The 15,048-nt window shown below is 51.3% G+C and carries 19 protein-coding genes; all 19 read left to right on the forward strand.

Annotated elements, in window-relative coordinates; translation table 11 throughout:
- Positions 1-1,017 (forward strand): flagellar motor switch protein FliG, encoded by a 1,017-nt coding sequence (gene fliG, locus MKY64_RS08095; RefSeq protein WP_036692485.1) that lies wholly within the window; start codon positions 1-3, stop codon positions 1,015-1,017.
- Positions 1,010-1,858 (forward strand): FliH/SctL family protein, encoded by an 849-nt coding sequence (locus tag MKY64_RS08100; protein WP_076078608.1) that lies wholly within the window; start codon positions 1,010-1,012, stop codon positions 1,856-1,858. The genes fliG and MKY64_RS08100 overlap by 8 nt, the downstream gene beginning before the upstream one ends.
- Positions 1,851-3,164 (forward strand): flagellar protein export ATPase FliI, encoded by a 1,314-nt coding sequence (gene fliI, locus MKY64_RS08105; RefSeq protein WP_036692488.1) that lies wholly within the window; start codon positions 1,851-1,853, stop codon positions 3,162-3,164. The genes MKY64_RS08100 and fliI overlap by 8 nt, the downstream gene beginning before the upstream one ends.
- Before the next feature lie 6 nt (positions 3,165-3,170).
- The gene (gene fliJ, locus MKY64_RS08110; protein WP_036724661.1) at positions 3,171-3,614 is read left to right on the forward strand and encodes a flagellar export protein FliJ; all 444 of its coding nucleotides are present in this window, start codon (positions 3,171-3,173) and stop codon (positions 3,612-3,614) included.
- 18 nt (positions 3,615-3,632) lie between these two features.
- Entirely contained in the window at positions 3,633-4,580 is a 948-nt protein-coding gene (locus tag MKY64_RS08115) for a MotE family protein (RefSeq protein ID WP_340952135.1), read from the forward strand.
- 22 nt (positions 4,581-4,602) lie between these two features.
- A complete protein-coding gene (locus MKY64_RS08120; RefSeq protein WP_339310152.1) occupies positions 4,603-6,075 on the forward strand; it encodes a flagellar hook-length control protein FliK in 1,473 nt (490 codons plus the stop codon).
- Between the two features lie 27 nt (positions 6,076-6,102).
- Positions 6,103-6,648 (forward strand): flagellar hook capping FlgD N-terminal domain-containing protein, encoded by a 546-nt coding sequence (locus tag MKY64_RS08125; protein ID WP_340952137.1) that lies wholly within the window; start codon positions 6,103-6,105, stop codon positions 6,646-6,648.
- Positions 6,645-7,028, forward strand: a complete 384-nt coding sequence (locus MKY64_RS08130) for a TIGR02530 family flagellar biosynthesis protein (protein ID WP_076158282.1) — start codon at positions 6,645-6,647, stop codon at positions 7,026-7,028. The genes MKY64_RS08125 and MKY64_RS08130 overlap by 4 nt, the downstream gene beginning before the upstream one ends.
- 123 nt (positions 7,029-7,151) lie before the next feature.
- The gene (gene flgG / locus MKY64_RS08135) at positions 7,152-7,970 is read left to right on the forward strand and encodes a flagellar basal body rod protein FlgG (RefSeq protein WP_340952140.1); all 819 of its coding nucleotides are present in this window, start codon (positions 7,152-7,154) and stop codon (positions 7,968-7,970) included.
- A gap of 112 nt (positions 7,971-8,082) precedes the next feature.
- On the forward strand, positions 8,083-8,307 hold the full coding sequence (locus MKY64_RS08140) for a flagellar FlbD family protein (protein ID WP_036724671.1): 225 nt from the start codon (positions 8,083-8,085) through the stop codon (positions 8,305-8,307).
- Positions 8,304-8,771 (forward strand): flagellar basal body-associated FliL family protein, encoded by a 468-nt coding sequence (locus tag MKY64_RS08145; RefSeq protein WP_076078616.1) that lies wholly within the window; start codon positions 8,304-8,306, stop codon positions 8,769-8,771. The genes MKY64_RS08140 and MKY64_RS08145 overlap by 4 nt, the downstream gene beginning before the upstream one ends.
- Positions 8,772-8,810: 39 nt before the next feature.
- Entirely contained in the window at positions 8,811-9,809 is a 999-nt protein-coding gene (gene fliM, locus MKY64_RS08150) for a flagellar motor switch protein FliM (RefSeq protein ID WP_036692509.1), read from the forward strand.
- Positions 9,799-11,133: a flagellar motor switch phosphatase FliY gene (fliY, locus tag MKY64_RS08155; protein ID WP_340952142.1), complete on the forward strand. Its 1,335-nt coding sequence runs from the start codon at positions 9,799-9,801 to the stop codon at positions 11,131-11,133. Before fliM ends, fliY begins: the two co-directional genes overlap by 11 nt.
- Positions 11,134-11,159: 26 nt before the next feature.
- On the forward strand, positions 11,160-11,525 hold the full coding sequence (locus tag MKY64_RS08160) for a response regulator (RefSeq protein WP_036692515.1): 366 nt from the start codon (positions 11,160-11,162) through the stop codon (positions 11,523-11,525).
- 9 nt (positions 11,526-11,534) lie between these two features.
- On the forward strand, positions 11,535-12,065 hold the full coding sequence (locus MKY64_RS08165) for a flagellar biosynthetic protein FliO (RefSeq protein ID WP_339310149.1): 531 nt from the start codon (positions 11,535-11,537) through the stop codon (positions 12,063-12,065).
- Entirely contained in the window at positions 12,062-12,826 is a 765-nt protein-coding gene (fliP, locus tag MKY64_RS08170) for a flagellar type III secretion system pore protein FliP (RefSeq protein WP_076078620.1), read from the forward strand. The genes MKY64_RS08165 and fliP overlap by 4 nt, the downstream gene beginning before the upstream one ends.
- A gap of 22 nt (positions 12,827-12,848) precedes the next feature.
- Complete coding sequence (gene fliQ / locus MKY64_RS08175) at positions 12,849-13,118, forward strand: flagellar biosynthesis protein FliQ (protein WP_036692523.1); 270 nt, start codon at positions 12,849-12,851, stop codon at positions 13,116-13,118.
- Between the two features lie 4 nt (positions 13,119-13,122).
- Positions 13,123-13,914 (forward strand): flagellar biosynthetic protein FliR, encoded by a 792-nt coding sequence (fliR, locus tag MKY64_RS08180; RefSeq protein ID WP_036724682.1) that lies wholly within the window; start codon positions 13,123-13,125, stop codon positions 13,912-13,914.
- Between the two features lie 22 nt (positions 13,915-13,936).
- Complete coding sequence (gene flhB / locus MKY64_RS08185) at positions 13,937-15,031, forward strand: flagellar biosynthesis protein FlhB (protein ID WP_081751116.1); 1,095 nt, start codon at positions 13,937-13,939, stop codon at positions 15,029-15,031.
- Positions 15,032-15,048 lie beyond the last annotated feature (17 nt).

Raw genomic sequence — 15,048 nt, forward strand, 5'->3', positions numbered from 1 at the left:
ATGGCAAAAGCTAGCCAGCAGGGACTCAGCGGCCGTCAAAAGGCGGCGATCCTGCTTATCACACTAGGGCCTGAAGTATCGGCACAAATATTTAAGCATCTGCGGGATGAGGAAATCGAACAGCTGACGCTGGAGATTGCGAATGTACGCAAAGTGGACAGCGGGGAAAAAGAGTCGATCATGTCCGAATTCCACCAGATCTGTCTCGCACAGGAATATATCTCGCAGGGCGGTATCAATTACGCCAAGGAGATTCTTGAGAAAGCTCTCGGCTCGGCCAAGGCGCTCGAAGTCATCAACCGCCTGACAGCAACGCTGCAGGTAAGACCTTTCGATTTTGCCCGCAAGGCAGATCCGAACCAGATTCTCAACTTCATCCAGAACGAGAATGTACAGACCATTGCACTTGTACTCTCTTATCTGCAATTTGAACAGGCGGCCTCCATTCTGTCTTCCCTGCCTCAGGAGAAGCAGGCGGAGGTAGCCAGAAGAATAGCGATTATGGACAGCACCTCTCCAGAGGTGGTCACCCAGATCGAACGTGTCCTGGAACAGAAGCTGTCTGCTACAGTAACACAGGATTACACGAATGCAGGCGGTATTGAATCGATTGTGCAGATTCTGAACGGCGTAGACCGCGGTACAGAGCGTACTATTCTCGATTCCCTGGAGATTCAGGACCCGGAGCTGGCCGAAGAAATCAAGAAGCGGATGTTCGTCTTCGAGGATATCGTCAATGTGGACAACCGTTCCATTCAGCGGATTATCAAGGATATCGACAACGCGGACTTGCAGCTTGCGCTCAAGGTGGCCAGCGAGGAAGTACGGGATGTGATCTTCCGCAATATGTCCAAGCGTATGGCCGAGACCTTCCGCGAGGAAATGGAGTACATGGGACCCGTGCGGCTGCGTGATGTGGAAGAAGCACAGACCCGCATCGTAGGCACGATCCGCAGACTCGAAGAGTCTGGTGAAATTATCATCGCCCGTGGCGGAGGAGATGACATTATTGTCTAAGCTGATCAAGCATTCTCAATATATTCCGGTAGATGTGCTGAAGCGTCTTGAACAGGCCAGACATCATGCAGGCCTGACTGAAGAGCCGGCTCCAGAAGAGCCTCCGGGTGAAGTCCACTACCAGGACCCCGCCAGGGAGGCAGCGGAGCAGTCCCGCAAGCAAATGCTGAAGGATGCTCAGGAGTTCGCGGAGAGTCAGGTCCGCAGCGCCTCCGAGGAAGCGGAGAATATTGTGGAATCAGCACGGACTGAAGCTGAAGAATGGTGGCGTGAGCGCAGGGAACAGGATGAGCTGTTGATCGAAGCCGTCAAATCCGAGGGCTATCAGCAGGGGTATCAGGAAGGTCTGGCTCAAGCAGAGCAGGAGATGTCCCTGCGTCTTGCCGAGATGATGGAAGAAGCGCGGACCGTGCTTCAGGAAGCATACCGGGCAAGAGATGTAATTATACAGGAGGCGGAACCGTTTCTTGTAGAGCTAAGCTGCGATATTGCTGAGAAAATCGTGGACAAGCAGTTGACCGTTGAACCGAAATTTGCGATGGATCTGATCCGTAAAAACCTGGCCCGCAAACGCGAGCAGGGGCTGATCTCACTCTGTGTGTCTCCTGCACAGTTTGCTTTTGTGAATGCGGCCCGGGAAGAGCTCTCGCTTGCTGTGGACTCACAGGCTGAGCTGCAGATTCTGCCGGATTCAACGGTCAGAGATCTGGGGTGTGTAATCCGGTCTTCCTTCGGCAGTATCGATGCCCGTGTCGATACCCAGCTTGCCGAAATTAAAAAAGAACTGCTAAGAATCGCTCTGGACTCGGATGAACACAGAAATGGGGACGACGATGCTTGACAGCAGAAGATACAAAGATCAGCTGCGTAACTTCGATCCGGTAAGGATTAATGGCAAGGTTACGCAGGTTATCGGGCTGATGGTGGAGTCGGAAGGGCCTGACGCCAGCATCGGTGATGTGTGCTATATCTATCCTGCCAAAGGAAGTAAGCCGCTTCAGGCAGAGGTTGTCGGGTTTCGTGATAACAAGGTACTGTTAATGCCGCTTGGCGAACTGCAGGCCATCGGGCCTGGCTGTGATGTGGTGGGCACCGGCAAGCCGCTGAGCGTTCAAGTCGGCTCGGAGCTGCTCGGGAAGGTTCTCGACGGTCTGGGACAGCCGCTGGATGGTTCACTGATACCGGCCAGAATGCCGCATAGCTCTACCTTCAACATTCCGTCCAATCCGCTTAACCGCCCGCGGGTCGCCGAGCCGATCAGCATTGGAGTCCGGGCTATCGATGGACTTTTGACGATCGGCAAGGGGCAGCGCGTAGGGATTTTTGCCGGCTCGGGTGTGGGGAAGAGTACCCTGATGGGGATGATTGCCCGCAACACCTCGGCAGATGTCAATGTGATTGCGCTGATCGGTGAACGGGGCAGAGAGGTGCTTGATTTCATTGAGCGCGATCTGGGGCCGGAAGGCCTTCAGCGTTCGGTAGTCATTGTGGCCACTTCCGATCAGCCTGCGCTGATCCGGATTAAGGGGGCACTGATCGCTACTACGATTGCCGAGTACTTCCGCGACCGTGGTCTGAATGTCATGCTGATGATGGACTCGGTAACACGTTATGCGATGGCGCAGCGTGAGGTAGGGCTGGCAGTCGGCGAGCCTCCGGCGATGAGAGGGTATACACCTTCTGTATTCGCCAGTCTGCCTAAGCTGCTGGAACGGGCCGGAACGGGGCCTACAGGCTCAATCACCGCGTTCTACACGGTGCTGGTTGACGGTGACGATATGAACGAGCCGATAGCAGACGCTGTACGCGGTATTTTGGACGGGCATATTGTTCTGAACCGGAATATAGCCAACAAAGGACATTTTCCGGCGATCGATGTTCTCGCAAGCATCAGCCGGGTGATGAAGGATATCGCCCCGGAGGAGCAGATTGCAGCAGCCGAGAATGTGAAGCGCCTGATGGCGGTGTATAAGGATTCCGAGGATCTGATTAACATCGGAGCTTACCAGAGGGGCTCTAACGCGCAAATCGATGAGTCGATGCATTACATCGACAGCATCTGGGATTTCACCAAGCAAAAAGTGAACGAGAAGGTAACCCTTAGCGAAGTGCAGCAGACTTTAATTTCACAGTTCTCGAGGAGTTGATTGATCATGAGATTCCATTATACTTTTCAAAAAGTGGTGGACTTGAAGGGTAACGAAAAAACACAGGCAGAGTGGATGCTCTCAAGCGCGCTCGGAGAACTGCAGGCACAGGAAAAAAGCCTTGATGAATTAATCGGCCAGCGCAGTACGCTGATGTTGTCCCTGCAAAGTGCAGCACAGCAGAAGACACCGATGGCTAAGCTTCGCGAAATGCAGGATTACGTAGATTATCTCGACAAATGCATTGCCCGCAAGCATTCCGATATCAGTCTTGCACATGTTGAGGTTCAGAATAAGCAGGATCACCTGAGTACTAAGGTTCTGGATGAGAAGGTATGGCTTAAGGCCAAAGACAAAGCACAAACCGCATTTCTGCAGAATATGAGTTTACGGGAACAAAACGAACTGGATGAGATGGCTACCGTCCGCTTCGCGATGAAATCCCTCTAACCCGGGAGGTTTCCGCTAGTGGCAAATAATCAGATGGAACTTGAAGATGAAGGGTCGGCAGGCAAATTAGAGCGTTTTTTGTTCTTGATGATTCCAATCATTTTCACGCTTGTACTGCTTGGGGTACTGCTCACCCTATTTAATATGGATATCCGTAACAACGTGCTGGCGATTGCCAACAAAATTCCTGTTATAGAGAAATGGGTGCCTGATCCCCCGCCGGACCCGGCAGCGCCAGGTGAAGCCGCAGAGAATCCGCCGGCTGAGAGCAAGGAGCAAGCCGCCAGCTCCGCGAGCACGATCAAAGAACTCAAAGCACAGCTTACCGCTCAGGAGGAGAAGCTGAAGAAGGCTGAGGAAGACAAGGCGGCGGAGACCACCAAGGCCGAAGCGCTTCAAAAGCAGGTTGAAGAGTTAAAGACTGCCGCTGAAACGGCCGCAGCCACCGAGGAAGAGGAAGATCCTTATCTGAAGAAAGTGACGGATCTGGCCAAACTCTACGCCGGCATGAAGGCCTCCAAAGCGGCACCGATTATGGAGAATTTGACTACCGATGAGATGGTTCAAATCTTCAGTGTCATGAGTAATGCCAGCAAAACGGCCATCCTGGAAAAAATGGATGCCAAAAAAGCGGCAGATGTCTCCATAAAGCTAAAAGAAACCACAAATTCAACCGATATGGCTATTGCAGCCCTGCAATCCCGGCTGAAGCAGGAGGCGGGTACCGCTACTCCCAAGCCTTCAGCTAATCTGGATCAGGAGAAGCTAGGCCAGACCTTTACCAGTATGCCCGCTGCGGATGCGGCAGTGCTGCTTGGCTCCATGTACAGCCTTAGTCCGGATAAGGTTATCACGGTGCTGAATACGGTCAGTGATTCGGTCCGCTCCTCGATTCTGGGGGAGATGACCAAGAAAGACAGCAAACAGACAGCCAAAATTGTCAACCGTCTGATGGGCGGGAAATAACCTTTGAAGGGAGGTGAAAAAGATGAGTATTATTCTACAAACCTTAACCGCAGGCAATCTGGCTGCTTCCGGCGGCACAACGCAGGGAACAACCGGAACGGTTAATCCGGCGACGCCATTTGCCCAGACGCTTGTGCAGAGCATGGTGGGAGTTACCGCTGTCAAAGGCACTGAGACTCCTGCAGCCGGTAATTTGGCTTCATTATTGCAGGGACTCCTGAGTGCTGTTCAGGCTAAGGGAGAAGAGACAGGCAGCGCAGATGTCAAGCAAACGAATCTGCTGGAAGGTCTTGTGCAGGATATTGAGAAGCTGGACACCAGCCTTGCGGCTGATCCGGCGCTGATTGCAGCGCTTCAAGGCTGGCTGCTTCAAGTATCTGCTTTTGTGTCCGGCAATCCCTCTACAGGTTCACAGGATGCCTCGGCTACTGCTGCTGATACATCCATCAGCTTGTCGCCGCTTGCCAAGAACCCTGAAACCCTGCGCTTTGCCGTTCAAGATGAACTGAACAGCCTGCTTCAACAGGTTCAGACGGCAGCTGTCAGCGGGGATCAGGAGACTGCTGCCAAAGGAGCGGCGCTGCTGAATCAATTCTCGGCTATTATGGCGGAGAGTGCGCCTGTTAATCACAAGTCCATGGCTAACAAGGCTCCAGCAGTTGTGGATGCTCCAGCGGTGTCGCTTAAGCAGGCAACGGAAAGCGAGCCCAAGGTGGAAATGTATAGCAAAGCAGATTTGGCAACGGATGTCCGTAGGTTGTTAGGGGCTTCAGCTAGCACTCGTTCCATGTTGGATGCAGCAGCAGCCGGTACCGCCGAAGCTGTAATTGCAGATGAGGGCTCCACTCCTGTTCTTGCAGGAATGGCAGCTTCGATGAAGAAGACCGTATCAGCCGAGGAGGCTTTGCCCGCTGGCGAAGCAGCGACCGCAGAGCCGGAGGTTGTAACGGCCGGCCAATTATCCCTGCGGCACGGAATTACTGCACCGCTCAAGGCGGAAGCCGCGCCAGTGCCGGTTCAGCAATTCGCCCAGGAGATGAACACCTTCATCAGCGGCAAGCTTGAGATTGTCAAGAAGGGTGGAGTGGCTGAAGCTACGATTACCTTATTCCCGGAGAATCTGGGACAAGTGGATGTGAAGATTTCCATGCAAAACGGTAATCTGGTGGCACAGTTCATGACCCAGCATGCCGGAACCAAGGATATGCTTGAGCAGCAGATGAGTCAGCTTCGATTGGCCTTGCAGTCCCAGGGACTTCAAGTAGAGCGCCTCGAAGTGACGCAGAACAACAGCTCCCCTCAGTCACAGTGGACCGGAGGTCAGGGTCAGCAGACAGGCGCGGGCGGACAGCAGCAAGGCAGACGTTCACGGGAACGCCAGGAAGAATCGGCAGATGCCGTGCTTGCCGCAGAGCTTAATGGAGAATGGAAAGACTGGGTATCAGCAGCTCAGCAGGACAGTAACCAGAGCGGCGGATTCTCAACCAAGATTTGATCGATAGGATAAGCGAGGTGAAATGATATGGCAACAACTCCCGTGTCTAACAGCAACCAATGGAATTATGTAGCGAATGATAAGACACCCAAGACCACAGGCACCTCTACACTGGGCAAGGATCAGTTCTTGAAAATACTGATTACCCAGCTGCAGAATCAGGACCCGATGCAGCCGATGGAGGATAAGGAATTCATCGCTCAAATGGCTCAGTTCTCATCTGTAGAGCAGCTTATGAACATATCCACCCAGCTTACAGCACTGAATCAGTCCCTTGGCTCTGTGTCAGGATTGATCGGGAAGGATATTACCTGGACGGATGCCGAGACGAAATTGCCGAAATCAGGCAATGTTGAATCGATTGTTGTCAGCAGCGGTGTGCAATATGCAGTGGTAGGCAAGGAGCGGATTGCTCTGACGGATATTACGCAAATTCAGAATGCCGGCACTACACCTGCAGCGGGTAGCGAGACTCCAGCGGGTAGCGAGACTCCAGCCGGTAGCGAGACACCAGCGGCCAGTGAGACTCCGGCAGCCAGCGAGTCTGAAACAAGCGGCGGGGAGACATCATGAGTGACAGAATAACTATCGGACAATTATATCCGGCAGCTGTACATCCTTCCGCCTTGCAGCGTCAGCAATCTGTTAAGGGCTCATCAAGTCCTGAGGCGTCGTTCGAGAGTGTGCTGCAGAAGAATATGCTGAAGTTCAGCAATCATGCAGCCAAGCGTCTGGAGCAGCGGGGAATTGAGCTTGGCAGCCGCCAGTTGGATCAGATCTCCTCTGCGGTAGATAAAGCAGCCGCTAAGGGCAGCAAAGAATCTCTGATTCTTATGAAGGACATGGCATTGATTGTAAGTGTAAAGAACCGGACAGTGGTTACAGCGATGGACGGCAATTCAATGAAAGACAATGTATTCACGCAGATTGACAGTGCGGTAATTATATCTTGACCTCGGCTGGTCCTTACTGGAGAGCCGAATGTGGCTGCCGACCGACTGACGCGGCCACCGCTCCAGCTTCATCTTTCAATTCTTAAGAGTCAGAAGACTCTATAACCGGGAGGACGATTAATAATGTTAAGATCTATGTACTCAGGGGTTTCAGGTATGCGCGGATTCCAAACCAAGCTCGATGTTATTGGTAATAATATTGCGAATGTCAATACCATCGGCTTCAAGTCAGGACGCGTGATGTTCAAGGATATTATGAGCCAGACTGTCTCCGGGGTTACAGCACCCGGAGAAGAGGGACAAGGCGGTGTCAATGCCAAGCAAATCGGTCTTGGGGTATCCATTGGTTCCGTTGACACTTTGCACACAGCTGGTAGTGCGATGACAACGAATAACCCTACAGATCTGCGAATCGATGGAGACGGATTCTTTCTGGTGAAGCTTTCGGGTGATCAGGAGGTTCCATTCCTGACCCGTGCCGGAGATTTTCATGTGGATGCGGGCCGCAATCTGATTACATCGGATGGTCTGCATGTCGTTGACTCCGGAGGCGGACCCATTCAGATCGCTGACGATGTTACGGCATTCTCCATCTCCAGTGACGGAACGATTGTGCAGACAATGGCAGACGGCACTACTGAGGCTGGTGTACAGATTGGCATGGCTAAAGTCAGCAATCCGCAGGGGCTTGAGAAAATCGGCGGAAATCTGTACCGGGTGACCTTAAATGCAAATGATGGAGGTGCACTGGAGCCGACAACTGCCAATGATCCAGAAGCCGGGACAGGTACTATCGTTACCGGCCAGCTGGAAATGTCCAATGTGGATTTGACCGGCGAGTTCACAGAAATGATTGTTACCCAGCGTGGATTCCAGGCGAATTCGCGGATTATCACCACTTCCGATGAAGTATTACAGGAAGTAGTTAATCTGAAGCGTTAAGCCTGAACCGTAATATGTAACTTGCTGAATAATAACGTTTTGCCTGCAGCGGAAATGTTATTGCAGTCGTGGGGGAGGAGCTCCTCCCCCTATTTAGGTTAGGAGGCCTGTCATGATTTCGGTAACAAGATTGAACGGGGCGGGGATGTGGCTGAATGCCCTGCTGGTTGAAATGGTTGAAGAATCACCGGACACGTATATTACGCTGGTTACCGGCAAAAGGCTGATCGTGCTTGAGAAGGCCGATGAAGTCATTAGCAAGATCAAGGAATATAACAGGGACATTGGCACACACGCTGCCACCATTAAAGTCCAGTCAATGGAGGAGCTTTCATGAAAAAGATGCTGCCATGGCTCATCACGATATTGCTGGCCGTTACACTTATCGTAGTTGCTGCATTCTTGCTGATGGACAGATTTTTCCCGGGTGACGGGAATGAAGTGAACAAGGCTGTCCAGAACGTGGAGACGAAGAAGATGACTGCTGATGAAATTGTTAAGATGACGGCCGAAATCCAGGATATCAAAACTAATCTCGCCGATCCCGATTACATCCTTTCAGTTGACATCGCGCTTCAATTAGATTCAGCGGCGTCCAAGGAAGAATTCGAAAAGATAAAATCGATTAAAATAACACCGCTGATTATCAAAGCGATTGCCGATGCCAAACCCGAGGAGCTGAATGGGGCCAGCGGCAAAGATCAGTTCAGCAGCAAACTGGTGAACATCATCAACAAAAACCTGACAGAAGGTTCGATTACCCAGATTGAATTCACCAAATTCATAATGGCACCAATGTAGCTGCAGGCGGGTCAATTCTTTGATGGGGGGGTGATTGAATTGGTTGATGTACTATCACAAAACGAAATTGATGCTCTGCTTGCTGCACTTTCATCCGGTGAAATGGATGCCGACGAACTTAAAAAAGAAGAAACTACTAAAAAGATCCGCTCTTATGATTTCAAACGGGCCGTACGCTTCTCCAAAGATCATATCCGCAGCTTAACCCGGATTCATGATAACTTTGCCCGCTACCTTACAACGTACTTTTCGGCCCAATTGCGCACCTTCGTGCAGATCAATGTCGTTCAAGTAGAGCAGCTCCCTTATGACGAGTTTATCCGCTCCATTCCCAAAATGACGATATTGAATATTTTTGAGGCCGAGCCGCTGGAGGGCCGGATGGTGATGGAGGTGCATCCGAATATTGCTTTTGCCATGCTGGACCGTCTGCTTGGCGGCTTCGGAACGGCACCCTCCAAAATCAACGCATTGACTGAAATCGAAACGACCATTATGGAGAGGATTTTCAGCAGATGCTTTGAAAGTCTGCAGGAAGCCTGGAAGACGGTGCTTGATATCCATCCCCGGATGGAGGCGCTGGAAACGAATCCGCAGTTTATGCAAATTGTATCGCCTAATGAAACGATTGCCCTGATCTCCCTCAGTACCAAAATAGGAGACACAACGGGGATGATCAATCTCTGTATCCCGCACGTTGTGCTGGAGCCGATTATGTCAAGACTCTCGGTGCACCAGTGGTTTGTCTCTGAGAAAAAGGTGCGGGATGAGGTAGAGCTCGAAGCCATCCGGGCAAGAGTGCACCGGGCGCAGCTTCCCATCGTGGCTGAGCTGGGCGAATCGAATTTATCCATTGCTGAATTTCTCGGGCTCAGCATCGGCGACGTGATTTCTCTTAACAAGACGGTGGATTCCGGTCTGTCGATTAAGGTGGGGGACAAGCTGAAATTCATTGGAAGTCCGGGGATGATCAAAGAACGTGTGGCTGTGCAAATAGACGAGATTGTCAGCGAAGGGGTTGAAGAGTTTGACGAGTAAAGATTATTTGTCCCAGGAAGAGATAGATGCTCTTCTTAGACAGTCTGCGGAAGGCAATTTGGCTCCTTCACCGAAGACCGTGGATGATTACTTAACACCTTTTGAACAGGATGCATTGGGAGAGATCGGCAATATCACCTTCGGAAGTGCGGCAACCGCACTCTCCACCTTGCTGGGTAAGAAGGTAGACATTACTACCCCTAAGGTATCCATTATTACACGCGGAGAGTTCGAGGAAGCCTTTCCCAAACCTCATGTAGCTGTTCACGTACAGTATGTTGACGGTTTCCAGGGAATTAATTCTCTGGTGATCAAGATCCGGGATGCACAGGTCATTGCCGACTTGATGCTTGGCGGGGAAGGAGATCCCAAAGACGAGGAACTGAACGAGATTCATATCAGTGCCGTGCAGGAAGCGATGAACCAGATGATGGGCTCGTCCGCTACCTCAATGTCAACGATCTTCAACAGATTCGTCAACATTTCTCCGCCTGGCATTGATATTCTTAACATGTCCAGCGGAGAAGGTGTAGGCAGCCTGCCGGATGATGAGACTCTGATCCAGATTTCCTTCCGCCTCAAGATCGGTGATCTGATTGATTCCACGATCATGCAGCTGCTGCCTGTACAATTTGCCAAGGATATGGTGACCATGCTGCTAGGCGATGTCAGTCAGGCTGACCAGGAAGCGGCAGTCTCCTCTGCGGAAGCTACACCGCCTCCGGCTGCGGCAGCCTCACCAGCACCTGCACCGGAACCAGCGCAGGCGCCGCCTGCAGCTCAGCAGCAGATGCCAGCGCCGGAGGCGGGAGGGTACCCGCCGCAATATCCGCCGCAGGGTCAGGGCATGCCGCCTTATCCGGGAATGCCGGAAGGGGGATATTATTATCCTCCGGCAGGGATGCCGGCGTATGGGATGCAGGGCATGCCGCCTTACGGAATGCCGCCGCAAGGCACGCCCTATCCGCAGGCTCAGCCGCAGAATCCGGCACAGGGCCGTAATGTAAATGTGCAGCCTGTGCAATTTGCGAATCTGAGTGCAGGGGCTTTTGGCAATATTGACGAAAATAATTTAAATTTATTAATGGACATACCACTGAAGGTAACCGTAGAATTAGGAAGGACCCAGAAGCAGATCAAAGATATTCTGGAAATGTCGCAAGGTTCAATTATTGAACTGGACAAGCTGGCAGGTGAGCCTGTTGACATTCTGGTTAACAACAAGCTCATTGCCAAGGGGGAAGTCGTAGTTATCGACGAGAACTTCGGTGTCCGCGTTACGGATATCGTCAGCCAGTGGGACCGTATACAAAAATTACAATAAGCATACTTAGGGAGGATTTTGTAAAAATGGCTAACCGAATTCTAATCGTGGACGATGCAGCATTTATGAGAATGATGATCCGGGACATTTTGTCGAAGAACGGATTTGAGGTAGTGGGTGAAGCCCAGGACGGTTCACAGGCTATAGAGAAATTTAAGGAACTGCGCCCGGATCTGATCACGATGGATATCACCATGCCTGAAATGGACGGAATCGCCGCCCTTAAGGAGATCAAAAAAGTAGATGCCAATGCCAAAGTCATTATGTGTTCAGCCATGGGTCAGCAGGCTATGGTTATTGATGCAATCCAGGCCGGTGCCAAGGACTTTATTGTGAAGCCTTTCCAGGCAGACCGTGTCATTGAAGCCATCAATAAAACGCTGGGTATATAGGAACGAGGTATGTTATTTGCTTCCGGAACGCTCGGAGACAGTAGTAATGCCCTGCTGAATTTATTGAAGGTTGTTTTTTTTCTGGCAGTCATTGTTATTCTTATCGTGCTGCTGATCCGTTTTCTGGGACGCCGCAATCAGACTCTGATGAGCGGCCGTTCCATCCGTACGCTGGGTGCGCTGGGGCTGGGTCCGAATAAGTCAGTTCAGGTCATTGAGCTGGGCGGCAGCCTCTATCTGATCGGAGTGGGCGAGGACATCACCATGATGGATAAGATCACCGATCCGGCAGAGGTGGCGCTGATTATATCCGCTTTTGAAGACCAGGCCTCAGGAACGGACAACTTCATGGCACCGCTTATCGCCAAAATCAAGTCCAAGCTGCGCGGTGAAGTGCCGTCCCAGGAAATTGAGATTCATGAGACTTCGTCTTTCTATGAGACGCTGCAATCCAAGCTAGCCCTGGCGCCAGAGCGCAAAGAGAAGCTGGAGGAACTGCGCAGGGATGAGGATCTCAGGAAAGAGTCGGAGGATTTATGAAAAAAAAGCTGATTCTTTCTTTTATGCTGCTTGGTATTTTCAGTGTGCTGCTCCTGCATCCGGTTCATGCTGACCCGATTCCTAATATCAATATCTCGGTGGGGGACAACGATGCCTCAAGCGGGGGGACAAGCTCCATCTCCATCCTGCTGCTGGTAACGGTGCTTAGCATTGCTCCTTCATTCCTGGTGCTGATGACCAGCTTCACGCGGATCGTGATCGTACTTGGGTTCGTAAGAACCTCACTGGGTACACAGCAGATGCCACCGAATCAGGTGCTTGTAGGACTGGCTCTATTCTTAACCCTGTTCATTATGTCGCCGACGCTGGCAACCGTGAACGAGACGGCCTTACAGCCCTATATGAAGGGGACTCTGACCCAGAGTGAAGCACTGAACAAAGCGCAGGAGCCGATTAAGGAATTTATGTTCAAGCAGACGAACACGAAGGACCTGCTGCTGTTCATGAACTATACCGGCAATAACGCTACAGTAAAGCCAGCCAGCTATAATGATATTCCTTTAACAGTAATGGTACCTGCTTTTGCAATCGGCGAGATGAAGAAGGCGTTTACCATGGGCTTTATGATTTTTATTCCTTTTCTTATTATTGATATTGTGGTGTCCAGCACCCTGATGGCCATGGGGATGATGATGCTGCCGCCGGTCATGATATCTTTGCCTTTCAAAATTATGCTCTTTGTGCTGGTGGACGGCTGGTACCTAGTAGTCAAATCACTGCTGCTGAGTTTTAACACCTGACTTGTAAGAGGAGGCACATGGGATGAATGCGGAGTTTATTATCGGTCTGGCCGGCCAAGCCGTATATTTAGTGCTGGAGACCAGCGCCCCCATGCTGATTCTTGGTCTGGTGGTAGGACTGATCGTCAGTATTTTTCAAGCCACAACCCAGATTCAGGAGCAGACCCTGGCGTTTGTTCCCAAAATCGTTGCCGTACTGCTTGCTTTACTGCTGTTCGGTCCGTGGATTATAACGAAGCTGGTGGATTTCACCAGCCAAATTCTGGGCAGTCTCTATATGTATATCGGTTGAGACTATGAATATAGAGACCCTGCTGCAAAGTTTTCCTGTCTTTCTGTTGATTTTTTGTCGAATTACCGCCTTTTTTGTTGTCGTTCCTGTCTTTTCGTCGCAAAGCGTGCCGACAACGTTCAAAATTGGTTTGTCTTTTTTTGTGTCCATGGTCATCTTCAGCTCAGGCAGCATGAATATTACGGTTCCGCAGGATCTGGGGTTTATCCTCCTGATTATCAGGGAGGCATTAATCGGGCTGTTGCTTGGGTTTATCGCCTACCTGATGTTTATGACGATTCAGACTGCGGGCTCTTTTATCGATATTCAGATCGGGTTCGGGATTGCGAACGTCATTGACCCGATGACCGGGGCCTCGGCGCCGATTATCGGTAACTTCAAGTATATGATTGCACTGCTGCTGTTCCTGAGCATGAATGGCCACCACTACCTGCTGGATGCTATTGTATACAGCTATAAATGGGTGCCGATAGATAATGATCTGTTCCTCAAAATGATCGGCGGAAGCTTGTCTGAGTTTCTGATCCGCACCTTTGCACAATCCTTTATGCTGGCCTTCCAAATGTCGGCTCCGCTGGTCGCTGCTCTGTTCCTGACGGATGTAGGCCTGGCCTTCCTGGCCAGAACGGCTCCGCAATATAATGTGTTTGTCATCGGTGTTCCGCTCAAAATCATTATCGGTCTGGCGCTGCTTCTGATACTGATGCCGGGGCTGGCTGCGCTGTTCCAGAATCTCTTCGAGATTATGTTCGAGTCCATGCACAATCTGCTTGGCCTCATTGGGAAGAGTCCTTAGGCTTCGGTAAGGAGAGATTGTCTTGGCAAAACAGGCAAGATACAAACTGAACCTTCAGCTGTTCGGGGGAGATAAGACAGAGAAGGCTACTCCGAAGAAACGGCAGGATGCCCGCAAGAAGGGGCAGGTTGCCAAAAGTGCTGAAATGTCAGGTGCAGTGGTCCTCTTCTCGGCGCTGCTGTCACTGAGCGTCTTCGGCGGCTTCATGAAAGAACGGTTTATCAAGCTGTATACAGATGTGTTCCAGAACCGGATGATGCTTGAGGTAACACCAGAGAATATCTCGGCGCTGTTCAACCAGTACGGGCTGCAGATCCTCATTCTGCTCGCTCCGCTGCTGGGCATCACCTTCCTGCTGGCGCTTGTGTCCAACTTCGCACAGGTAGGCTTTATGGCTTCAGGCGAAGGAATTACGCCTAAGTTCAGCAAGATCAACCCCATCAAAGGCTTCAAAAATATTTTTTCCATGCGTTCCGTAGTAGAGTTCCTCAAATCTGTCTTCAAGCTCATCCTGATTGCCTATCTGGTCTACAGTACGCTTTGGGGACAGAAGGAGAGCTTTGCACGCCTCTCGCATGTCGATGCGGAAGGGACATACAGCTTCGTTGCGAAGCTGACCATGAGCCTGGGCATCAAGATTGCAGCGGCTCTTTTTATAATGGCTGTACTGGACTATATCTATCAGAAATACGAGCATGAGAAGAGTCTCAAGATGTCCAAGCAGGACATTAAGGATGAGTACAAAAAGATGGAGGGCGACCCCATCATCAAAGGCAAGATCAGGGAACGTCAGCGCAGAATGGCGATGCAGCGGATGATGCAGGAGGTCCCCAAGGCCGATGTTATCATCACGAACCCGACCCACTTTGCAGTCGCCCTGAAGTATGACGGTTCCACAATGGAGGCTCCTCAGATTATAGCCAAGGGTCAGGATTATGTGGCACTCCGCATTAGGGAACTGGCCAAGGAGCATGGTGTTGTAACGATGGAGAATAAGCCGCTGGCACGGGCATTGTTCCAGAGAGCGGAGATCGGTGATGTAGTGCCGGCCGATCTGTTCCAGGCAGTTGCCGAAGTGCTGGCCTATGTATACAAGCTTAAAGGCAAGAGGAGATAAGCCGGGGGAGGTTAAGG

The organism is Paenibacillus sp. FSL R7-0210, assembly GCF_038009085.1.
GTDB lineage: Bacteria > Bacillota > Bacilli > Paenibacillales > Paenibacillaceae > Paenibacillus_AQ > Paenibacillus_AQ silagei.